General features: G+C 48.2%; 15 protein-coding genes and 1 pseudogene. 4 read left to right on the top strand and 12 right to left on the bottom strand.

All coding sequences use genetic code 11. From position 1 onward, the window contains the following. Positions 1–17: 17 nt before the first annotated feature. The 7 genes from QFZ48_RS02865 to QFZ48_RS02835 form a co-directional block, all read right to left on the bottom strand. Positions 18–1595: a RagB/SusD family nutrient uptake outer membrane protein gene (locus QFZ48_RS02865; protein ID WP_429061069.1), complete on the bottom strand. Its 1578-nt coding sequence runs from the start codon at positions 1593–1595 to the stop codon at positions 18–20. Between the two features lie 18 nt (positions 1596–1613). Next, positions 1614–4940, bottom strand: a complete 3327-nt coding sequence (locus tag QFZ48_RS02860; RefSeq protein ID WP_429061067.1) for a TonB-dependent receptor — start codon at positions 4938–4940, stop codon at positions 1614–1616. A 265-nt stretch (positions 4941–5205) separates the two neighbouring features. Beyond that, positions 5206–6408: a FecR family protein gene (locus tag QFZ48_RS02855; protein ID WP_429061065.1), complete on the bottom strand. Its 1203-nt coding sequence runs from the start codon at positions 6406–6408 to the stop codon at positions 5206–5208. A gap of 122 nt (positions 6409–6530) precedes the next feature. Beyond that, on the bottom strand, positions 6531–7130 hold the full coding sequence (locus QFZ48_RS02850) for an RNA polymerase sigma factor (RefSeq protein ID WP_429045893.1): 600 nt from the start codon (positions 7128–7130) through the stop codon (positions 6531–6533). A 246-nt stretch (positions 7131–7376) separates the two neighbouring features. Further along, on the bottom strand, positions 7377–8912 hold the full coding sequence (locus tag QFZ48_RS02845; RefSeq protein ID WP_429061063.1) for a DHA2 family efflux MFS transporter permease subunit: 1536 nt from the start codon (positions 8910–8912) through the stop codon (positions 7377–7379). A gap of 46 nt (positions 8913–8958) precedes the next feature. Further along, positions 8959–9696: an SDR family oxidoreductase gene (locus QFZ48_RS02840; RefSeq protein WP_429045897.1), complete on the bottom strand. Its 738-nt coding sequence runs from the start codon at positions 9694–9696 to the stop codon at positions 8959–8961. Between the two features lie 48 nt (positions 9697–9744). Then, positions 9745–10329 (bottom strand): TetR/AcrR family transcriptional regulator, encoded by a 585-nt coding sequence (locus tag QFZ48_RS02835; protein ID WP_429045899.1) that lies wholly within the window; start codon positions 10327–10329, stop codon positions 9745–9747. Between the two features lie 295 nt (positions 10330–10624). On the opposite strand from QFZ48_RS02835, the gene QFZ48_RS02830 reads away from it, so the two are divergent. From QFZ48_RS02830 to QFZ48_RS02815, 4 genes and pseudogenes are all read left to right on the top strand, one after another. Then, entirely contained in the window at positions 10625–11824 is a 1200-nt protein-coding gene (locus QFZ48_RS02830) for an NAD(P)/FAD-dependent oxidoreductase (protein WP_429061061.1), read from the top strand. A 184-nt stretch (positions 11825–12008) separates the two neighbouring features. Further along, positions 12009–12890, top strand: a complete 882-nt coding sequence (locus tag QFZ48_RS02825; RefSeq protein WP_429045903.1) for a nucleotidyltransferase domain-containing protein — start codon at positions 12009–12011, stop codon at positions 12888–12890. Positions 12891–12908: 18 nt separating this feature from the next. After that, on the top strand, positions 12909–13709 hold the full coding sequence (locus QFZ48_RS02820; protein ID WP_429061059.1) for a helix-turn-helix domain-containing protein: 801 nt from the start codon (positions 12909–12911) through the stop codon (positions 13707–13709). A 69-nt stretch (positions 13710–13778) separates the two neighbouring features. Next, a pseudogene (locus tag QFZ48_RS02815) lies at positions 13779–15572 on the top strand (DUF885 domain-containing protein). A gap of 151 nt (positions 15573–15723) precedes the next feature. Here the strand turns inward: QFZ48_RS02815 and QFZ48_RS02810 are convergent. The 5 genes from QFZ48_RS02810 to QFZ48_RS02790 are packed head-to-tail and all read right to left on the bottom strand — an operon-like array spanning position 15724 to position 24278. Then, a complete protein-coding gene (locus tag QFZ48_RS02810) occupies positions 15724–17340 on the bottom strand; it encodes a hypothetical protein (protein WP_429061057.1) in 1617 nt (538 codons plus the stop codon). A gap of 11 nt (positions 17341–17351) precedes the next feature. After that, positions 17352–18614: an MFS transporter gene (locus tag QFZ48_RS02805; protein ID WP_429045910.1), complete on the bottom strand. Its 1263-nt coding sequence runs from the start codon at positions 18612–18614 to the stop codon at positions 17352–17354. Positions 18615–18620: 6 nt separating this feature from the next. Beyond that, entirely contained in the window at positions 18621–19670 is a 1050-nt protein-coding gene (locus QFZ48_RS02800) for a glycoside hydrolase family 130 protein (protein WP_429045911.1), read from the bottom strand. A gap of 1 nt (position 19671) precedes the next feature. Beyond that, positions 19672–21171, bottom strand: a complete 1500-nt coding sequence (locus QFZ48_RS02795; protein ID WP_429061055.1) for a RagB/SusD family nutrient uptake outer membrane protein — start codon at positions 21169–21171, stop codon at positions 19672–19674. Between the two features lie 29 nt (positions 21172–21200). Beyond that, entirely contained in the window at positions 21201–24278 is a 3078-nt protein-coding gene (locus tag QFZ48_RS02790) for a SusC/RagA family TonB-linked outer membrane protein (protein ID WP_429061053.1), read from the bottom strand. Positions 24279–24373 lie beyond the last annotated feature (95 nt).

Below are 24373 nucleotides of genomic sequence, written 5' to 3'. Positions count from 1 at the left end.
TGATTGTTACAGTTGTATTAGTAACCTGGGTTTTGTGTCAGGTTTTTGTTGATATCTCTTTCTGTCTGAGGCACCGGCCAGAGGTAATCCCTGTTTTCCACAAAGGTGCGCTGCTCAACGGTGACGTGGTCTCCGCTGAGGGTAAGCTTGCCGTTGGCAGGATCTACAGTACCCAGTCGTGCGCCGTATACGGTGCCGGATCTAACGGCAGTGCCTATCTTCCAGCGTTGAATATCGTACCAGCGTAAGCCTTCCAGTGCCAGTTCCACCCTGCGTTCGCGTCTTACGAGCGTACGCATTTTATCAACGGTGTTATACACGGTTCTGTCTATCACTGGCATGCCAGCGCGCTTTCTGATGGCATCTATTGCATCATACACGGTATTGTCAATAATGCCTGATTCAATTTGTGCTTCGGCATAAGTGAGCAGTATTTCTGCGTAGCGGATTACGATCATATTCAGCCCGGTGTTCCACATATCCGTATAGTCGGACAGGTTAGACGTGAATTTTTTCGGGATATAAGCTGTTTTAGAATTGTTATCTCCATTATAATAATCACCGGAGGTATTTTGAATAGAGTTGTAGTATTTACCTTCATACAACTGGCCGGGACATACGATCGTAGCTGTTAAGCGTGGATCCCTGTTATTGTACGGATCATTTTCGGAATAGCCGGATGTTGGATCAGTAATAAGTTTGCCGTTTTTCATTTCGTAAGCGTCTACCAGCGCCTGAGTGGGATCCAGCGAGCCCCAGCCACCAAAGGAGGAAGAAGGCATTACGCCGATGTCGGCATTGGAATAGTCATTCTCTTTATACTGCACATCGAGGATCACTTCTTTATTGTTTTCGTTCTGTATACGAAACAGGTTCTGATAGTTTGGAAAGAGTTCATAACCCAGGGCCATGATCTTTTTACAATCAACGATACAGGCGGCGTAGTTTTTATCATACAATTCCAGCCTGGCCTTCAGGGAAATAGCCGCGCCCTGAGTAATACGTCCAACGTCGCTACCACTGTAGTTTGCCGGGAGGGTAGGCGCAATCGCTTCCAATTCGTCCAGTACAAATTTGCGTACTTCGGTAGCGGCTGTGCGGGAAATGGTATTAGCTTCTTCACTGGTAATAGTGTTTTTGACCAGCGGTACATCACCATAAAGCTGTGACAGCGTGAAGTACTGATAAGCTCTCAGAAAACGGGCTTCACTTTTAAACTGCGTTTTTAAGGTTTCGTCGATCGGTGTTTTGTCGATGTTTTCCAGGAACCAGTTGCATTTCTGAATGGTGGTATAACTCCAGCGCTTGGAGGCACTGGTATTGGCAGGCGTAATGTTGCCATTGCCATAATCCGTATAGCCTTCCCAGTAATACTGGCTGTACATATTATCGCTCACAGCGTCCATATAAAGGATGGTATAGTCAATTTCCCATTCTTTATAACAGCCATTGAGTGCAGCGGTTGCATCGTTCTGCGTTTTCCAGAGAACGTCGTTATTATAGGCATCCAGTGGCTGCCTGTCGAGGAAATCTTTATTGCACGCAGATAGCAGTGCAGCAGATAAAAATATTATATAGAGAATGTTCCTTTTCATGATGTTGATTGCTTTTCGTTAAAAACTAACATTTACGCCAAACGTGTGCACTTTCACCTGCGGGTAGTAATAGATACTGCTCGTAATAGATGCTTCCGGATCTATCCAGTTATACAGGCCGTCGAAGGTGAGGATGTTTTGCCCGCTGTAGTAGAAACGTACTTTGTTGATGCCTATCCGTTTTACTATTCTTTCCGGCAGTGTATAACCTACCTGCAGGTTTTTAAGGCGCAGGTAAGATCCGTCTTTCACCCAGAAGGAAGACGGCGTGCCGCCGGGATCATTCTGCGTATAGCCGTTCCAGATGCGTGGTAGCGCGGCTGAAGTGTTTTCCGGTGTCCAGGTATCCAGTAAAGCGGAAGTAGGTTTACCAGCAGAAGAACTTACACTGCCCAGTTTACCGGCGTCGATGTATGTTTTTACGCCAGCAGCACCCTGCAGGAAGATATTCAGGTCTATATTTTTCCAGGTACCGCCCAGGTTCAGGCCAAAGGTTACTTTCGGGAAGTAGTTGCCGAGGTATACTTTATCGGCGCTGTTAATAGTATCATTGCCGTCCTTGTCTTTGTATCTCAGATCACCGGCAGCCGTTCTGTTGGATTGATAAGGCGCTTTGGTCACTTCATCGGCCGATTGAAAAATGCCATCTGCTTCATATCCATACAGGGAGTTGATCGGATAACCCACCTGTTTAAAGGTATAGCCGTCGATAATCGGCCCTGTTCCGTGGAGATCGGTTACTTCGTTGTTGATAAAGGCCGCGTTTACGGCAGCATTGTACTTGAAATCACCTGCGTTGCTGGCATAGCTCAGTGCAAACTCCCAACCTTTGTTGATGACAGAACCTGCGTTTTGAACCGGCGCATTCAGGCCGTATACGGCGCCAACCGGTACTGATAACAGGATGTCGGAAGTGCGTTTATGAAAATAGTCGGCAGTGAAATTCAGTTTCCCGTCCAGGAATCCCGCATCAATACCCACGCCTGTGGCGGTGGTGCTTTCCCATTTGATGTTTTCGTTGGCACCATTAACCGGCGCTACACCTGCGGCAATAGCAGCCGCGGTACCACCAAAAGTATAGTTCTGGCTTCCGTTGATAGTGGCAATATACGGGTAGTACGGATAGCTTGGGTAATTGACATCATCTTTACCGGTAATGTACTGGTTACCCAGCTGTCCCCATGAACCTCTTATTTTAAGATTGGAAACATATTTCTTCAGTGGTGTGAAAAAATCTTCCCTGTCTAAGTTCCAGCCGGCGGAAAAGGAAGGGAATAAACCCCAACGGTTGCCGGGAGCAAAGCGGGAGGAACCATCATACCGCAGGTTTGCTTCAAACAGGTACTTACCGTCGTAGTCGTAGTTTAACCGGCCAAAATAAGACTGAAGCGCCAGTTCGTAAGAGTAGCCGGTGGTTTTTTGTCCGTCGGTAGAACCAAGGTTAATATCGGTTAACTGGTTATTCAGGAAGCCTTTCCGGTAGCCATCATCAAAGCTGAATTTGGTCAGCTCCTGGGAATAGCCACCCAGTATTTTGAAGTTGTGTTTACTGAAGGATTTGGTATAGTCCAGCAATGCCTGCTGTGTAACCGTATTGCCGAAGGTGTTTTCGTCGGTTACATAGCTGGGTCCCTGGTAAAAAGTTTCATTACCGGCAGCATCATAATATTGCTGGTCAGCAATGAACTTCTTGTTATGAGCGATCTTCATCACATAAGCAAGAGAGGGCTTGAAATGCAGGCCTTTTACAATTTCCCAGTCGGCGCCTACATTACCTATCAGGTCGTAGTTGTTATATTTATTCAGGCTGTTTCCTTCCAGCCACGCCATCGGGCTGCCATCTGAAATATAGCCGTAGTGGCCATTTTCATATTTATAAGGAATGGTAGGGGAGATACGGTTGATCTGTCTTACCAGCTGCGTAAAATCGCCGGTGTAAGGATTGCTGGGCTCATTTCTGCCGGAAGAAGTAAAGGCGATATTGCCGATTACTTTTATTTTATCGTTGATCTCAGATGTAATATTCAATCTGCTGGTGTAACGTTTGGCATTTGTTTTTTCCATGAGGCCATTCTGATCAAATACACCTAAAGAGAAAGCATATTGTGTATGGTCGCTGCCGCCGGAAACACCTACATAGTGGTTCTGTTGTAAACCGCTGCCCTGGTAAAACAGGTCGAGCCAGTCGGTGTTAGGATAGTTAAAAGGATCAGAGCCATTTTTGAATTTCTGGATTTCTGCATCGGTCCAGCGTGCTGCTTTTCCTTCATTGCTCAGCGCCTGGTTATATAACGTAGCTGCCTGCCAGGAAGGTAAAAAGTCCGGTAAGCCGGTGGCTTGTTGTTTGCCCACATACCCGGTATAGGTAACCTGTGGGGGGCCTTTCCTGCCTTGTTTGGTAGTGATGAGAATAACGCCGTTAGCTGCACGGGAACCGTAGATGGCAGCAGATGCCGCATCTTTCAGTACCGATAAGGTGGCAATATCGTCGGGGTTAATATTATTAAGACTACTCAGGTTGGTAACTACTCCGTCTACCACAATTACCGGGTCGGCATTGTTTAGCGTACCAATACCCCGGATACGGATTTGTCCTGCATCACTGCCCGGTTGTCCGCTCTTGGCGGCGGTAACGGTGATACCTGGCATCGTACCTTGCAATGCGTTACCCAGGCTTGTTACCGGCCTGTTAGTCAGTTGCTCTGTGGTGATAGAAGTAACGGCCCCGGTGAGGTTCGCCTTTTTCTGCGTGCCATAACCTACTACCACAAATTGTTTCAGCGCACTTACATCCGGCGCCATTGAAATATTGATCTGTGTTTTTCCGGCTACCTTGATTTCCTGGGTGATGTACCCGATGCTGGTTACCACCAGTACCGCATTGTCTGGCACGTTGGCCAGCTGGAAGGTACCATCCGGTCCGGATACAACGCCTTTCTGGGTGCCCTTTATCACGATGGAAACACCTGGAAGTGGCGCCCCGGTATCATCTATTACCCTTCCTGTGATGTTGGCGGCAGGTGGGGCCGTTACCGGTGTTGCTGCCGGTTTTTCATTTTTTGTAATGAAGATGGTATTGCCCTGGATTTCGAAGCTCAATGGCTGCTGGCGCAATACTGCTTCCATCGCTGCTTGCGGCGATGCGTTTTTTATGTCTACCGAAACAGGATTACTGTTTTTCAGATCCTCTTTATCGTAAAAGAAAACATACCCCGTTTGTGCTTTAATGACGTTCAGCACTTTCTGGAGACTCACCGCCTTGGCGGAATAAGTCACCGTTTGGGCGCTGCCCTTAGCGCTTACCTGCAAGGCAGCAAGGAGCAGCATAAAAGAAGTTAGCTTCATAACTAACAGTGTTTTGGTTGAGAGCCCCGCAAATTTCCAATATCTGCGGGTACCGGAATTACAAATAGCCTTAAGTTGCATACTTTTGCAATGTTTGGTTGAATTAATAAATAATGTTTACCGACTTGTTTGTTGATTAAATTGAACGACGGCCGGGGTAGGACGCCAATCTCAGCCCCGGTTTTTATTCAATGCGCATGGAATGCCAATGGCGATAGCCTGGTGTTTTTCATTGTTCCCAATTTTCATTGTTCATTGTTCATAACTATGGTTGGATAACGATCCGGTTACCATTCTCAATTCTATATTTAATTCTTGTTTTTGTAAGTCCTTTTAACACCTGCGATAAGGTGAGATTCCGGCCTATTTCCCCGGTGAATACACGCTGAGGAATCTTGCCTTCATATGTTACTTCTACATTGTACCAGCGCGACAGCTGCCGCATTACAGCCGGAAGATCCGCATCATTAAAGGAGAAGAACCCTGCTTTCCAGGCCAGCACCTCGGATAGATCCGCATGGTCCAGCACCTGGATAGACTCCCCCTTTGCCGCCACCCTGGCCTGCTGCCCGGGTTTCAGCATTTGCTGTTGCTGTTGTACACTTACCCGCACAGATCCCTGCACTAAGGTAGTATTGATGCTGGCTTCGTCTTTATATGCGTTAATATTAAAATGCGTACCCAGTACGTCGATGGTCGTATTGCCTGCCTTTACACGGAAAGGCATCTTTTCATTTTTCACCACTTCAAAGTACACTTCACCGGTAACGGTTACACTTCTTTCGTTGCCGGTAAAGGCAGTGGGATAACTGATGGAAGAGGCGGCATTCAGCCATACGCCGGTACCATCGGGCAAAATAAGCTGGTATTGTCCACCCAAGGGGGTACTCATGGTATTATATAATACTTTATCCTCCGAACTGCCGGAGCCATTGTAAGCCAGTCGCCCGTTATTCAGCTTGGTGATCCGGGTATTGCCCTGTTGCGCCAATACGCCATTGCCTGCACTGTCGAGGGGGATTTGGGTACCATCTGAAAGCGTAAGTACCGCCCTGTTGCCGCCCGGTGCAATATCCTTTACGGGGGAAGTAGCCACTACAGCCGTGGGAGGGGCTTGCTTTGAAAGATAATAAGCGCCCGTTGCCAGCACAACGATACAGGCAGCAGCCCACCAGTAGCGTTGCAGGAAATAGACCCGGTTCGGGGTTGAGGACAGCATTTCCGGCTGCTGCGCAAGCTTATCTGCGGCCAGTATTTCTTTGACGGCCTGCTGCCAGTAGTCGCGGTCGTGATCCGCATGGGCAGCAGCTTCCATTGGCCAGTTCGCATGAAACGCATCCAGCTGGCGGATTATTTCCCCCGACTCATCTTCACTGATCAGTTGTAACAGTTCCCTGTACTCCCCGGTGGTGGCACGACGCAGCCGTACCTGTTCCAATAAGTATGTTAGTCTTTCTGATGTGGACAACGGCCTCGTTTTAAAGCATTCGGAATTCAGTTGACATATACGGGGACTACCCAATTACAGAAAGCCCCCTGCATATACGTACCGTCAGCAGCCAAAGAGTACCTATGTCTTTCAAAAAAAAGTTAAGAAAAATATAAAACACCCCACCCAAGCAGGAATAGCGGGAGGGTGATGCCCTGGCTGGTCAGATATTCCCGGATAGATTTGAGGGAACGGACCAGGGAATTTTTAATGGTTTGGGGGGAGAGCTGTAATTCACTGGCAATTTCGGCGACTTTAAGATCCTTCTCCCGGCTGAGCAGGTAGATCTTTTGCGCCTGCGGCGGCAATTGCAGGATAGCCTGCTTTACCAGCAGCGCGGTTTCAGAAAAAGCAATATTTTCTTCGGTAAGATTGGAGTGGTCAGTGCTTTCGCGGGTAATGATCTGGCTGGCCTTATTCCGCACGCCCTGCTTCTGCAACCAGCTGTAGCAGCGGTGATACACCATTTTGAAGATCCAGTTATGGGGAACCACTACCTCTGTCAGCTTCTCCCGGCTCAGCCATATGCCCAGGAATATTTCCTGTATGATGTCTTTCTCCGGCCCTTCTACCTGTATAATACGGGCAATTACCGGCCTGATCTTCGGCACATAGAGGTGGAATAATGCTTCAAATGCAGATTCATCCCCCCCGGCAATTTGGTGGAAAAGTGCAGTTTCATGTACTGTGTCATTATTCATCCGTTAGATCCAGTTCCCCTTAAAAGTAAATATCACCCTATCGCTGTTAATCCGGCCAAAAAATAGACGAATCAGGTGGTGTGACCGATAAAGATGCAGATCGCAAAGTACAAAAAAATCACGGTACCGGCCGGCGGCGCCTTCAACTCGGAAATTGTCTTGGAGCAGGATTAGGCTGATCAGGCAGATTTTTCTGATTTATTTTTTGGTTTTTTTCGGTCAGTTTATTAAAACAGCTGGCCTGTATCAGTGATCCATCACAATTACATGGGCTGTTTTCTTTTTAGTGGAAGCCATTAACAGCAAGGGAAGCGCTGCCAGGAATATAATACCTACCAGTAAAAAGGCGTCGCTGAAACTCAGCAGGGTGCTTTGTTTTACTACGGAACTATCCAGGAGCTTCAGGGCTTTATGATGGGCATCTGTTGCGGTAGCGCCTTTGCTGAGAAAGAAGTGCGCGTAACTGCTTAACCGGTTGGCCACCGCGGGGTTATCTGTAGTGAGGTTGCTGACGAGATCCGACCGGTGCTGGGCGTTCCGGTTGGCGAGGTAGGTGTTCACCATGGCGATGCCGAAGGAGCCGCCCAGTTGCCGCATCATATTATTTAAAGCAGCGCCCTGCGGAATATCTGCCGGCGTCAGTGAGGATACGGCCAGGGTGGTAAGGGGAACCGTTACCAGTGCCAGTCCTACGCCCCGCCAGATGAGAGAGGTAGTAATAGTGGCGGCGCCGGCGTCCTGGTTCAATGCCGACATCTGCCAGCTGAATAGAATAAATAATCCCATTCCCGCTACAATAAGAAACACCGGCGAAACACCGCGCTGTAGCAGCCTCGCAGAAATAATGAGTCCACCTATGGCTAAACAGGCGCCGGGCAGCAGGAGCATACCTGTTTGCAGCGGTGTGAAATTAAGCAGTCGCTGTGCAAATACCGGCGTAAGAAAAACAGAGCTGAAAATGCCCATGCCGGAAACAAATGTCAATATCGCGGCAATGCTCAGGTTCCTGCTTTTCAGCACCCGCAGGTTTACCACCGGGTCTTTGATCCGCAGTTCCCACCACACAAATACCAGGATGGCGAAAGTGGCGATCACGGAAAGCCAGGTGATATAGGGCGCTTCAAACCAGTCGTCGGTTTCCCCTCTTTCCAGTACGGTTTGCAATGCGCTCACGCCAACGGCCAGCAGGAGGATACCGGTCCAGTCGATCCGCTTGGCCGCAGGCACATTAGCGGGTTCTTTGAGGAGTATATAGCAGAGTGTTGCCACTGTAATACCTATGGGTACGTTGATATAAAAGATCCAGGGCCAGGAATAAAATTCGGTGATATAACCGCCGAGGGTGGGGCCTATAGTAGGACCAATAAACACGCCTACGCCAAAAAGTGCGCTGGCCACATTTTGTTTTTCTTTGGGAAACAGTTCAAAGATGATCACCTGCGATACGGATAGCAACGCGCCGCCGCCAATGCCCTGCAGGAAACGGAATACTACCAGCATCCAGATGTTGGTGGCCTGCCCGCACATCAGTGAAAAGAAGGTGAAGGCGATGATGGAGCCGATATAATAATTACGCCGGCCCAGTTTCGCGGCGAGGAAGCCCGTAATGGGTATGATGATCACGTTGGCAATGGCGTAGGCAGTAATGACCCAGGAAGTGTCTTCCAGCGTGGCGCCGAGGTTGCCACTCATATGCGATAAGGCTACGTTTACGATAGAGGTGTCTATCAACTCCATGATGGCCGCTGTAATCACCACCAGGATCAGTACTGTCCGTTTCATTGTTGCTATTTAATATACCGGTTGGTATATTATTATATAAATTTTTTTATTCGCCACCGCCGTTTACAGCGGCTAGTGCGGCTGCAGGATTGCTGAGTGATAACTGGTAGATCAATTCGGTATTGCCCACACGGATTTCATATTCATTTTTTCCGAGTGCAGTTACAAGATCAGCAGCCACCTGTGAAGGAGGAATCCCGTTAATGCCGCCTATCTCCTGTGAAAAATCGGTATTTACCAGGGGAGGCATCAGTTCAAAGATGTGCAGCTTAGGAAAGGTGACCCGCATGGATTGGGTGTAGGACCGGAGCGCAGCTTTGGTAGCGGAATAAGTGGGTACCCGTACGCCCGGTGCAAAGGCAACAATGGAGGTTACATTTACAATGGCGGCTTCCGGCTGCTGACTGAGTAATGGCAGCAATTTTTCGGTGAGGCGGATCACCGAAAAGAAATTAGTGTCCATTTCTTCCGCTGCTTTTCCGGCGGCATCCGCGTTGTCCGACAACTCATAGGCAAATGCACGGCCTGCATTGTTGACCAGGATATTTAACGACGGATATTCCTTGTGCAGGGTGGCTGCCAGCTGGGTCACTGCTTCATCGCTGGTTACATCGCTCACGATGCCCTTCACGCCCGGCAGTTGCTGCGTGGCCTTTTCCAGGCGGGCGGCGTCCCTGCCGGTGATGATTACCTGGTTGCCCTGTTGTGATAATTGCCTGGCTATTTCCAGTCCGATACCTGCGCTGCCGCCGGTAATAAGTACAGTATTTCCTGTTGTTTTCATGTGTTTGTTTTTTATACCAATCGGTATATTTATAAAGAAAAAAAAGCGTTATAGTGTGTCTATCATTTTTCCAACCGACTGCATAATAGTATTACGGTAGTTTATCTTACCGGTTAATTTGGCAATCATAATGCAACCCTCAATGGTAGCGATCATGGTGAGTGCAGTTTGTTCGGCATTTACTGCTTCTCTGAACTCCCCTTCGGCTTTTCCTTTTTCGATCAACCCCGTAATAACGCCCTTCCAGGAAAGGATGGCATCTGCGGCTTTTTGTTTCAATAAAGGATGCGTGTCGTCTGCTTCCACTGCTGTATTGAGAATAGGGCATCCGCCGGCAGGGAACGGGTGTTTCAGGAAGTTCTCATATATATGCACATACACCATCAGTTTATCCCTGCAGGTTGTTTTCTTATCCATTTCCTGCCGGATAATGGTGTTTACTTTTTTCAGGTTGTAGTCGAAGCATGCCAGGGCCACTTCATCTTTGTTAGCGAAATTGCCGTAAATACTTCCTTTTGTCAGCCCTGTAGCATTCGTCATATCATTCAAAGAAGTGCCGGTGTAGCCCTTCTCATTAAAAACAGGGGCCGTCATCTCCACAATAAACTGTTTTGTTTTCTCTGCCTTGTTCATATCCCTCTTTCTTTTGACAAAGCAAAAATATACCATTTGGTATAAAATAAAAAATATATTTTGTGGAGAAGGGAAACGGTTCATGGCTCAGTTCCTATTCTTGTCCATCTCGCAGCTTATTATAACGTGAAATTTATCCAAAGGATGGGGAGTTGTGTCGACAGGTGTGTCTGCTCCGGTAAATGAACGGACGATTTTTATGGCATTTCTTCCGGTGGCCTGGTTGTTGTTGCGGACCATACAGCAACAAAATGGCCTTTTGGCTGTTTTAACAACACAGATAAAAGGTCATATTATGAAACATATCGTTATCATTGGTGGTGGATTTGCAGGCGTTAACCTGGTCAGGAAACTGGCCCGCAAAGAGGAATATACCGTTACACTGGTAGACCGTAACAACTATAACTATTTTCCCCCGCTGGTTTACCAGGTGTCAATGGGCTTTTTAGATCCTACTGATATTAGTTATCCGTTCAGGAAACTGTTGCGCAAAAACAAAAACGCACGTTTTGTGATCGGTGAATTTCAGAAAGTAATACCGGAAGAAAAAAAAGTAATACTCTCTACCACTGAATTGAAATACGATTACCTGGTACTGGCTTTTGGCACGTCTACCAATTATTTTGGCATGGAAAGCGTACAGCGGCATGCGAAGCCGGTGAAAACAGTGAACGATGCCCTCGAACTGCGCAACCATTTCCTGCAGGTAATGGAAAAGGCAGCGCTTACCACCGATCCGGAAGAAAGAACCAGGCTGCTCACCATCGTTGTAGTAGGGGGCGGCCCTACCGGAGTGGAAGTATCCGGCCTGCTGGCGGAATTGAAAAAGGAAGTGGTGCCGAAAGACTATCCCGAAATAGCGGGGAAAGGATTTGAATCGCATATTTACCTGGTAGACGGTATCTCCAAAGTACTGGCCGCCATGAGTGACCAGTCGCAGCGGGACGCCTACGATGCCCTCGTTAAAATGGGTGTGGAAATAAAACTGGGTATGCAGGTAAAAGATTATGTGGATGATACCGTGATCTTTTCCAACAGAGAAACCATTGCCACCAAAACGGTAGTATGGGCGGCAGGAGTAACGGCAACTGTAACGGAAGGCATCCCGGCGGAATGTTATGGTCGCGGAAAAAGACTGATGGTAGACGAGTTCAATGAGATAAAGGGCATGAAGGATATTTTTGCAATAGGCGATATGTGTATACAAACCACCGACCCTGCTTTTCCCAACGGGCATCCGCAGCTGGCGCAGGTGGCTATACAGCAGGGTAGCCACCTCGCAGAGAATTTCCTGGCGCTCGCAAAGCAGGAGAACCGTAAGCCGTTCCGTTATTACGATAAAGGTAATATGGCTATCATCGGCCGGAATAAGGCCGTGGCAGACATCCCCAAACCCAAACTTCCACTTCAAAGGTTTTATTGCCTGGTTTATCTGGCTTTTCATTCACCTCACCTTTCTGATCAGTTACGGCAACCGTGTGAAAACACTTTATAACTGGCTGATCGCTTACTTTACAAAAGATCAGTCGCTCCGGTTAATATTGAGGCCGCTGAAAAAGGAAGAGATCAGTTAAATGTCAGTTACGGCTATAATTTATAATAGTTTTATTTACATTCGGCTATCAGAAGATCCGAACTGCTGCAGAGGATATATTTTATCGAAGAAAAATGTAAAGGAGATGAAATCTGATCCGGATGAAAAAAGGATAATACTGGATGCAATAACTTCAGCATTTAAAGATGTTCCGGGCATAGTGGCTATTGTGCTGGGAGGCTCACAGGCGGTAGGACAAGCTCATGAAAAATCAGACCTGGATATCGGGCTGTACTACTTTGGGAAACATCCTTTTGATACAGAAAGTATCAGAAGAATCGCCAATAGTTTTTCCATACAGGGTTTGCCACTGGTTACCGATTTTTATGAATGGGGGCCCTGGGTGAATGGCGGGGCATGGATCACAACAGCTGCCGGAAAGGTAGATCTGCTCTATCGCAATATCGACCAGGTACAACAAACCATTACGGATGCCGCCAATGGTATCTGGCATCATAACTTTGATCAGCAACCGCCTTACGGATTCAGATCAGTGATTTACTTAGGTGAAACACAGGTTTGTAAGCCTTTATTTGATCCAGAAAATATTATCCGGAAGCTTAAAGATCAGGTTACTACTTATCCCGCTAAGCTGAAACAAACCATTCTATCCGACTGTCTCTGGCTGGCGGAGTTTACATTAATACAATGTTATGCTTTTGCGGCTGCAGCGGATACTTATAATACCGTTGGTTGTTTTACAAGAATTGCCAATTATCTTACCCACGCCTTGTTCGCAATAAATGAAACGTATCCGCTGGGCGACAAAAGAGCCATGCGGCTAATAACAGCTTTTAACCGGTCGCCTTTTAATGTAGAAGAAACACTCAGTAAAATATTGGGGCATGCTGGTACAGGGGCACAGGAGTTAATGGCAAGCACCGATCTGTTAAAAGCGCTATGGATGGAAACCGTAGCTTTGACGGAAGGACAATATCAGCCAAGATTTCAGGTTGATACTGCGTAAATTTAAAATAATGTAATTATGCATAAGCCGGTTCAGTATGAAAAAGGGATGTACGTTGGCGCAAAAATAAAGGAACGGACATTCGGTGCTATTATTACCAGTGAAACCGCTTTTGTGCCTGATATGAGTTCCGCATATCACTATCACGCCAATCCGCATTTTTCTCATATACTGGCAGGTGGAAGCAAAGAGATCCGGAACGGTAATTCCGATATACAGTACGCCGGTAAGGGACTGTATTATTATCCGGGCATAGTACACCAGAATGTTGACTACCGCCCCGGCACACGCATATTTAATCTTGAACTGGATGCCGCATTTTTCAACACCTTCGGATTATCACTTCCATCGGCATCCCTGATGTTTGAAGATAGCAACCAGCTTAATACCACCGGGCTTATCAGGATTATGAAAGAACATTACCTGGATGATGCAGACTCGCCGATGGCGATAGACCAGCTATGCATTAACCTGGTGCATCCCGGTAAAGAAGGGGAGGCATATTTCCCGGAATGGACAAAGAAGATAAAAACAGTCATGAATGACTATTGGAATCAGCCACTGTCGCTTTCCCTGCTGGCAACCCACCTGGAACTTCATCCGGTTACCATTTCAAAATATTTCCCCAGGTATTTCGGCTGCTCAGCAGGGGAATACCTGCGGCGCATTAAAATAGAACGGGCATTTCCTTTAATAAAACAAGGCAATTATTCGCTTACGGAAATCGCCTATGAGTGTGGTTTTACAGACCAGGCGCATTTTACCAAAACTTTCTGGCACGTAACGGGTTTGCTTCCCAAGCAATACAGGAGCATCTGACAAAAGGCTAATTTTATACAATTTTTTACTACCCGTGCTTACTAGCTTTGCCCGGTAAACAAAGCAGTCATGTCTGAAAAAAGAAAAGTAAGGTGGTTTCTCCTGGTAATAGTGAGCATACTAAATGTTTCTGTCGCCGGCGCCCAACAGCGCAATGAAAAGCTGCACCAGCTATTTGATAACTACTACAATGAACGCCAGCAACTGTTCCCCACAGAAGCCACATCAGCAGGTGACCACCGGTACGACGCCCTACTGCCGGAGTATGGCGCCGGTCCACAGGTGGCTGTTGCCGGAAAGTTCTACGGGAAATACCTCGAGGCATTGAAACAGGTTAACCGCACCGCATTAAGTACCCCGGACAGGATCTCCTATGACATCCTGAAATATATCCTCAACACCGGCCAGGAATCATTGCAGCTGCACCTGGAATATATGCCGATGAACCAGTTTATATCTACACCACTGGAACTGGCACAATTCGGATCGGGAGGCGGCGCACAACCTTTTAACACGGTAAAGGATTATGAGAACTGGTCAAAACGCATGACGGCGTTCATGGCCTGGACAGACACCGCCATCGCAAACTTTAATAAAGGCATCCGCGCAGGTATCGTACTCCCTAAAGCGCTTGTAGTAAAAATGATCCCGCAGATGGAAGAACTGGCGAAAACTGATACCGCTAAAAGTATTTTTTATAAACCCCTGTCGCAGTTTCCGGCTTCATTTACAGCAACGGAACAACAACGGATCACCACATTATATCACCAGGTGATTACCGCCAGCATGATCCCCGCTTACCGGAAACTGGCCACCTACCTGAAACACACCTATCTACCCGCCGCGCAGGATCATGCAGGCTTGTCTTCCCTTCCGGGCGGAAACAGGATATACCAGTATTATCTGCGCATGTATACCACCTCTCCAGGTCTTACCCCGGAAAAGGTGTACCAGACCGGATTGGAAGAAGTAGCGCGTATTACCGGGGAAATGGAAGTCATAAAAACAAAGGTGGGATTTAAAGGTTCTTTAGCTGATTTTTTTCATTACCTGAGAACGGATGCGCGCTTCATGCCTTTCAAAACACCGGAACAGGTACTGGATGCATACCGTCATATCAATGAAAAAGTGCAGCCAAGGTTGACTGCATTGTTTGGTCATCAGCCTAAAACTCCTTTTGTGATCAAAAGAGTAGAAGCTTACCGCGAAGCCTCACAGGGCGGCCCCTTTTATATCAAGGGCAACCTGCAGGAAAATATACCAGCCGTTTTTTATGTGCCGGTTCCCGATGCTACAAAAATCAATGTTACCTTCCAGGGCATGGAAGCCACCTTTATCCATGAAGCAGTACCCGGTCATCATTTTCAGATATCATCCCAGCAGGAAAATAATGATATACCGGCATTCCGCAGGCAACCGGCTTTCTATGCCTACTTTGAGGGATGGGCATTATACTGTGAATCACTCGGAGAACAATTGGGTTGCTACACAGATCCTTACCAGAAGATGGGCGCATTGAATATGGAGATTCACCGGGCCGTGAGGCTGGTAACAGATGTGGCTATTCATACCGGTAAAATGACCCGCAAGGAAGCTATCGCCTATATGATGCAGCATGAATCTATCAGTGAACCGGTTGCCACCGCCGAAGTGGAACGCTATATGGCTATGCCGGGATAGGCACTGTCTTACAAGACCGGGGAACTAAAGATCAAAGCACTAAGAAATAGATTTGCCGCAAAGCTGGGCAGTAAATTCAGCCTGAAGGATTTCCATGATGCCCTGCTCGGATATGGAGATATGCCGTTGAATGTGCTCGAAGATTATATGAACAGCTGGGCGCAAAGCTATAGTGAAAAATAGCAGGTTATTGGAAGAAAACTGGCCAGACAGTGTTTAAACCGTTTGGCCAGTGTATTTAAACTAAAAGCTGACCGTTACTTCGTTTATCAGCAACCGGTTTCCCTCTTTACTTACTTTTCCGCCGGGTGGTGTAAACACCAATACTGCAGGGCTAAGCCCCCGGTATCACCAGGTTGTAAGCCTGTTTCACTTTGCGGGCAATAAACTGCCGGGTAATCGTATTATAAATATCCACTGGCTGATCACCTACATTTACGGTGACTGTTTTTTCTTCCATGTAGGGATTATAGTAGAGATAGGACGGGTAAGCTTTCTCTCTGAAAAAATCTGTGGCCAGCAAATTCAGTTGTAATATACCAGGTACCGTGGTGGTGCGGATAATACTGCCGAAGATCCCTGCATGCCCGCTGCCATATACGCTGAATTGCGATACATCGGGATTTCCTTTGGCCCATTGCGGGCCATCGCCCTGTGCTACCGGCGCTTTAAGGTGTGCATATTCAGGATAAGAGGAAGTATGGATAATGCCTTCATAGCCAATCACGCCTTTTGTGATAGAAGCTTTTTCCGGGATGGTTTCATGGTCATCGGGCATGTACTGGGTGTAGAAGAAGCGGGCGGCGTTGCTGGCATTCAGCATCCATTTGCCTACGGCAGCGGCATAGGAAGGATCATAGCGTACCATGGCTACGAGTGGCCACGCGGCATCAAAAGTATTCATGAGAAAGCCGTAACCGCCCCTGTCTGTTGTGCTGCCTACAATACCTGATATGTCAATGCCATTCCAGTTACCTGCCAGCACGCCCCATCCCTGGCGGCATTGAGGGTCGCCGTTAAATGTCCATTCCATAAATTTTTGCACATTGAAGTGTTGGCCCTGTTCTGCATTTAGTCTTGCTGCCATATAAGCGCCAAAAGGCATCAGCACTTCATAGTTGGTATTATGTGGCTGCTGCTCCAGCGTTTGCAGGGCCTTTATGGCATGCTGCAGGTAGCGCGGATCGCCAAACTTTTTGTAGGCGGCATATAATACATAAGCATGACCGGCAGCGGCGTCCTGTTGTTTACAGATCTGGTTATCTTTTGGCTGCATTTGTGCATAGTCGAAAAACGAGTGATCATAGTTGCCGTTCAGCACCGAATCAGCTGCGCAGAATTTTTCCGCAATACGATGCGCCAGCGTATCAAATCCCGGCATGTTGGGATAATGATCATAGATGCCATAAAAAAGAACGTTCGGATATACATCATACCACCAATCGCGCCCATAACCACCGCCGAGCAGGGCTACTTCCGGGCAGGTGTTATTCATCATAATATCCCAGCCTGTTTCGCGGTTGAAATAATTTTTCAGCATGGCCACATAGTTAATACCCTGTTGCCGGCTTTTGTCAATACCCACCAATGTAGCGCCCAGCGTGGCGCCCATGGTAGCAAGCGCTTCATGGAATATTCCCTTGTGATGCAGGGGCCCCTGGCGCTGATCGTCCATCGCGGTATAAAGCCCTACTACCGGCTGATCAAAATTGTGCCGGCTGCTATCCCACCACACCAGTGGCCAATGGGGATCCGTGGTGTTAAAGTTGTAAGCGGTGCTGTCGAACTGCCGGGCCAGGGCATACCAGTCTATGATCTGTAGGGGCTGCGGCATATCGGCCATGGAGTCCAGGCGGGGCAGGTGTTGCTGCACCACCGGCGACGGCGTAGTTGTTTTACAGGCCATCCATAGCAGGCAGAGTACGAACCCCGTTGTTGTTAATTTTACCATGCTTATAAAATTTATACCACTACAGTGGTTTTTTCAGTAGTTTCTTTGATCAGCGCTTTTCCTTCTTTGATAATACTTTTGCCTACCGCAATGGAAAGTAGTTGCAGTATGGCAATGATAATGATGGCATACCGCAGCGCCACTTCGGTGGAGAAGTAGTAAGCCAGGAAAATAAAGGTACCGGCGCCCAGGAAGCGCCCGGCATACAGGCCCACTTCATGATTGAGGATATAGGCGTATACGTTACGTTTTTCTTTTTTGGAAAGAATATCAATCACGTTGAATTGAATAGGAAAATAGGCCATGTCGAGCAGCGGTTTTGCCAGCAAAAGGAATAGCATGAAGATTACTACGCCCGTGGCGTTATAAAAGGCGCCGTTGAAAATAGCCGCCAGCGCAAAACATATGAGTCCTCCTGAAAAAATGGTGATCCGGTGTTCCGGTTTCGCCGCCCTGCCAATAATATACATCAGCACCGCGGCAATGATGGCACCCACCGATTGGGCGGTGCCTAATGCCCCTTCTTTTCCCAGCAGTAACATGATCAGCATAGCGGGCGCCGTTACCAGGTAACCCTGTGCTAACCCCTTCAAAGATGCCAGCATCAGCAATTTGCGCCAGTAAGGGTGGAAGCGCAGGTACAGGAACGTTTTTTCATCCGGGTTGTGGAACTGCCCCCTGAAGCATACTACCGAAGCAAGGATGGTGATGATAAATACCAGCCCGGTAATAATGCGGTAGGCATTGTTGACATTGATTTCACCGCCGGACTCTATAAACCAGCCGATACAGATAGGCACTACTACGGCGATGATAGTATAAAAGAACGTTTCAAGACCATAGTAATAATTGCGGTTTTGATCATTGGTGATGGATAACGCCAGGTAGTCACGGTTGGCCCAATAGAAGCCAAACGACATGCCCATAATAATACCCGCTATCCCAATGCCGGTGAGGTCCAGCGTTTTGAGCGACATCATCACGATCATGGATACGCCGCTCAGCAGCATACCGGCCGAATACAATGTTTTAATGTTGAAACGGCTCAGCAAAAAACCATTTAATAAGAAAGTAAGTGGGATACCGGTGTAAATGGTGAGCTGATAGATCACCACTTTCGTAGGGTCGTTAGAGTTACGCATCACATAAGCCGCCACAAATATGTCGATCACCGGCAGTACGAGTGCATAAATCATATTGGTGAGCACCAGTATACGGAAGTTTTGCGGCTGCTGGTTGAAATGTTTTATTTCTGCAGAAAGGTTTTTGAGCATAAGTTGTTATCTTTTTAAGGATGAAAGTATTTCCCCGATAGAAAACCTTGCAGCGCATACTACTTCGTCGGCAGCGCCGTAATAGATGGTGACTTCATTGCCTTTCACAATATGCCCGTTTGTAAAAACCACCTGCCCGAAAAAGCCGGTAAGCTCGTAAGGGGCTTCGGGTATCATAATAGGATCATCGCTGCGTGCCAGCACTTTGGATGGATCGTTAAGGTCCAGCAAAACGGCGCCCAGCCCGTACTGGTGCTTTTCATTGGCGCCGTGATAAATTTCCAGCCATCCGTCTGTTGTTTTAATGGGAGACGCACCGGCGCCTACCCTTGCACTGTCCCAGTAACCCGGGCGGGTCCTTATTAAGCATTGGTGCTTTCCCCAATGCACCCCATCCGGCGACTGTGCCAGCCAGATGTAGTTGCCGCCAAGGTCCACGCTGCTGGGCCGGTGCAGGGCATAGTACCTGCCGTTTATTTTTTCATCAAATAATGCACAGTCCTTATTATGCGGAGGTATGATCATGCATTGATCTGAAAATGTTTTCCAATCGCGGGTAGTGCGCATGCCTACTCCCACACCATTTGATGATACCGCGGTGAAGGTGAGATAATAGGTGTCTTCTATTTTTGTTACCCTGCAGTCTTCCACACCAAATGCTTCCAGCGGTCCTTCTCCATGCAGCTGTGGATAGCCTTCAGGCTCGTGGAAGTGAATGCCGTCTTCGCTGCAAAACAGCCGCAAATGGGAAAGCGTGGTGAGGTAGTCGTCGCCTTTATAACGCAGTATCCGCGGGTCGGTAGCATCCAGGTGCGGATCATTTTTAAAGATTTCCCTGATTTCTATTCCGCCATTGAGCAGTACAGGGAATGAAATGATATCATGCTGTTGTTGCGGCCTTTCTGCTACGCGGATGATCAGCCATATTTTATTATCGTACTCAAAAACGCCCGGGTTCAGCAAACAGGCTACTTCCAGACCTGGCCTGCTGGGCCGTACATCCGACGGTTTCAGCAATGGATTTTCGATAAAGCGGTTAGCGGTAACCTGGTTCATATTAGTAGCCGGTGTTTTGATTAAGTTTCAGCAGGTCTGCTTCTCTTTGCGGGATAGGCAACAGCTTATTAAAAGATTGCCAGCCATTGCCGTAGTCCTTGTATCCTTTCAGGGGATCGGCATCCGGGGCTTTGGCCAGTATGGTCTGTGCCAGGGTCCATCTCACCAGGTCATAATAACGATGGCCTTCCATGGCAAGTTCCACGCGTCTTTCATGTTGGATGGCGGTAAGGAGCGCTGTTTTATCATTGGCGGTAACAGGCGGCAGGGCAGTAGCCGGGTTGGCTGCATACTTGCGTGCCCGCGCCCTTATTCTTTCCAGGTCGGCGCGTGCATCGGTGAATGCACCGAGGTTAGCATGACATTCGGCTTTCCACAGTATTACATCACCCAAACGGATATACGCAAAGTCTACTCCGCCATCATCGATGGGGTTTACATTGCTCATAAACTTGCGCACATTGAAACCGGTTACCGGCGACCAGGCCGGATCGTAGTTGCTGCCATCGAGGTATTTATCGCCTGCCTGGAAAAGGGTGGCCGCCCTGCGGGGATCACCGGTTTCAAAAGCATTTACAAGGTCTTTGGTAGGAATTTCAAAGCCCCAGCCTTTGCCCTGTGGTGCGAATACAGCATTTAGTACAGATCCCTGGGAAGGTGTTTTGCCTGCATCATGACGGGCAGCAAAGATGATCTCACCTGCCTTTTCTCCAACACCGTTAAAATTATCTTCATAATGATCCAGCAACTGGTAATTACCTTTTTCCACTTCCGCAATCTGGTTTAAGCAATCCTGCCAGCGCTGCCGGTACAGGTAAGTTTTGGCCAGCAGGGCGTGCGCGGCGCCGGTAGTAGCCCGTTGGTAGTTATCAGCATCATAGGTGGCGGGTAACATACTGAAGGCTTGTGCCAGATCACTTTCTATCTGTTCATACACCTGTGCCACGGGTGTGCGCACGGTATTATCGGTCATATTTTTTTCAGGCACCAGCAAAGGGATATCGCCAAAGTTGATCACCAGCCGGAAGTAATAAAAAGCGCGCAAAAAATATGCTTCGCCTTTCATCCGTTTCAGCAATGCCGGATCCAGGCCGGGAACGCCGGCGCCGTCCTGCGCCAGCAGCGTGTTACAGGCGTCCACCCCTTTATAGTTAAAACGCCAGATGCCCAGCACATTATTATTTTCCGGGAAGATGCCAAAGGTCTGCATCCGCCGCATGTCTTCCTGGTCGCCCAAACTACCGCCGCCTTTCACCGCATCATCGCTCATCAGATCGCCTATTACCCAATCGCGCGGTATGCTGCTACCATCATCCCAGCCCCAGTCACCGCGGAAACGGTTGGTAATGGGCAGATATGCAGCATCAGTAGCCATCACAAAATCATTGGCTTCTGTAAAAACATTGCCTCCTGTGAGCTTTCCCTGCGGGAATTTTTCCAGCTGCTTGGTGCAGCTCATTATGCTAACAGCAATTGATATAATAACAACTAATTTTTTCATGGTGTGTTGATTTTAATAAAATGGCATTCCTAGAAACCGAATTGCAAACCAAAAGTGTAGGTGCGGGAAGGCGGATAAGTACCCATGTCAATACCCACCGCCATATCAGCATAATTGGCGAGGTTCTCGTTGGTATACAACTCCGGATCCATGCCGCCATACTTGGTAATGGTAAACAGGTTTTGGGCGCTTACATAGATGCGTGCATTGGTAAAACCGATGCGTTGCAGCAGGGAAGGCGACAAGGTATAACCCAGCATCGCGTTTTTAAGCCGCAGGTAGCTGCCATTTTCCACATAGCGGTCGGAGGTGCGGCGATTGTTGTTAGGGTCAAGGAAGGTGGCCCTGGGTGTTTTGTTGCTGGTGCCTTCTCCATGCCAGCGCTCATTGTAGAAATCTTCCTTGTTATTAAATCCCCGTCCGTCGAAACTGTTGATGATGTTATCTACTTCATTATAGATCTGGTTGCCCTGTACCCCGTTAAAGAACAGGGTGAGGTCAAACTGTTTGTAATTGATACCGGCATTCAGGCTGTACAGCAGCTTGGGATTAGGATTGCCGATAATAGTACGGTCTGCATCATCAATTTTTCCGTCGTTATTGTAATCAACAAAACGGATATCACCGGGTTTGGCATTAGGCTGATACAGTTCGCCTTTGCTGTTTGTATACTGCGCTACGTCCTGGTCGTTCTGGAATAAACCATTTGTTTTGTAACCATAGAAAGAGCTGATAGGCTGGCCTTCCCTCAGGATTACGCGACCGGAGCCGGCGGAAAATATCTGTTCACGGCCTTTGTATAACGACACTACCTTGTTGCGCAGGGTAGTAACGTTGGCGGCTATATTAAGAGAGAGGTCTTTCTGCAGGGATTGTTTATAGACGGCGGTAATTTCCAGTCCTTTGTTACTCATTTTAGCGCCGTTTACATATGGTGGTGTGGCATCGCCGTTGGTGTAGGAAGAGGGCAGCTGTATGAGAATATCTGAAGATTGTTTGTTGAAATAATCCACGCTGAGGGTCAGTGCGCCTTTCAGGAAACCTGCGTCCACACCGATGTTGGATTGGGTAGTGGTTTCCCATTTCACATCGGGGTTACCACGGCTGATTACCTGTAAAATATTATTGCTGGTGGAGTAAATGGTGGCAAATGGATAAAGGCCGATATCCTGGTTGCCCAGCTGTCCCCATCCTCCGCGGATTTTGAGGTCATTCAGCCAGGTCACATCTTTCATGAAATTTTCATGGGCAATGTTCCAGCCGGCAGAGAAAGAGGGGAAATAGCCCCAGCGGTTGTCGGCGCCAAACCGGGAGGAAGCATCCGTCCGCATGTTTACATTCAGCATGTATTTGTTATCATATGCGTAGGTAACCCTGCCGAAGTAAGACATCAGCGCCCATTCTTCCAGGTTGCCACTGTTAAATTGCTGCCCGGAACCGTAGTCGAGGTAACGCAGGCTGGAGGAAGCATCGGCGCGGTTATCGTAGCCATTACGGGATGCTGCGAGGTAGTCTACCTTGGAAGAAATATATTCGGAACCCAGTGTTACGCCCACATTGTGTTTTTCATTGAACAGGTGATTGTAGCTGAGTACATTGGTCCAGTTATACGTAGTATAGCGGTTACGGAATTTATCGAGCCCTTTGTCTTTATCCTGCATCAGCGTACGGTCGCCGGGTATTTGCCCGCTGTACTGCTGTTGTTCCGCCACATAAAAATCGGTACCCAGATCACTGCGGAGTTTAAAATCATTCAGAAAGCGGGCTTCTGCAAACACGTTACCCAACAGGCGGTATTTGCTCATGGTGCGGGTACGGTAATCAGCAATGGCCAGTGGATTTTTTCCATCACCATAGAGCAAAGGATTTTTATAGAGATCCGCCGGCGGCAGGTCGGTATAAAAACCGGTCTTATCATCATAGAGCGGAAGCCCATTGGGCCTGATAAGGGCATAGCGTACTACGCCTGGTAAGCTGCCTGGCCGTGCGCCATCGCCGGAAGCGCCTATTTCCTGGGTACGGTCGTAGGTAAGGTTCAGGTTTTCCCCTACCCGCAGCCAGCTTTTTACTTCGCTGCTTACATTGGAGCGGAGCCCGTACCGTTTGAAATTGGAGTTTACGATAGTACCATCCTGGTTTACTACGTTGCCGGCCAGGTAATAGCGGGTTTTATCCGAGCCGCCGGAGAAAGCCAGGTTATAACGCTGGGTGAGCGCCTGCCGGAAAATGGCGTTCAGCCAGTTGGTATTGGGCAATTTGGCGGCATCGTCCTGGTTGCGCGTGGAAGAGCCGTCGTTGGCAAAAGCCTCGTTTTGCAATTCTATAAACTGGCTGGTACTCAGCATATCGGGTAACCCGCTGGCATTGGCAATGCCATAGGCGATGTCGAGATTAATTTCGTTTTTACCGGCTTGTCCTGTTTTGGTGGTTACGAGTATTACGCCATTGGCTGCGCGCGAACCATAAATGGCTGCCGCTGCTGCATCTTTCAGCACTTCAATGGAGGCAATGTCGTTGGGTGAAATGGTGTTCAGCCCGCTGTTCATAGGCACTCCGTCAATGATATAAAGCGGGTTGCTGCTCTGGCTGAGGGAGCCAATACCCCTGATGCGTACGACGGCTTCGGTACCGGGTGCGCCGGTAGGCGAGGTAACGGAAACACCGGAGGCCTGTCCCTGCAACGCAGTGCTGAGATCGACCGCCTGCGTTTTAGCAAGGCTTTTTCCATCTATGGAGGAGATGGCGCCGGTCACCTGGCTTCGCCGTTGCGTACCATAACCGATTACCACCACATCTTTCAAGGCCACTTCATCTTTTTGCAGGGTTACATCGAGGGCGCCGCTGCCGGAGTACGGGATTGTTTTGGTCAAAAATCCCATAAAGGAAAATTGCAGCGTAGCAGGACCGCCGCCGCTGATGGTAATGGTATAGCTGCCATCCACCCCTGAAACAGCGCCGTTTTTGGTATTGGGCTGTACTACGGTGACGCCGGGGAGGGCGCCACCCTGCTCGTCGCTAACACGGCCGCTTACTTTCACCTGGGCATAAGTTGCCCCGCCAAGCAGCAGCAGTATCATAGCTGACATTAATTGTGTCCAGTTTTTCATTCGTAAGAATTTAATGGTTCCGTCCCCCTGGAAGAACCGGTTTGAGAAATGTATTTAACGTTGGATTTGAATGGAATTTACAGGCCGTGCATCAC

Origin of the sequence: Chitinophaga sp. W2I13, from assembly GCF_050434005.1 — a bacterium.
Classification (GTDB): Bacteria; Bacteroidota; Bacteroidia; order Chitinophagales; family Chitinophagaceae; genus Chitinophaga.
Note: the sequence above shows the minus strand (reverse complement) of the source record. Positions and strands in the feature narration are given on the sequence as shown.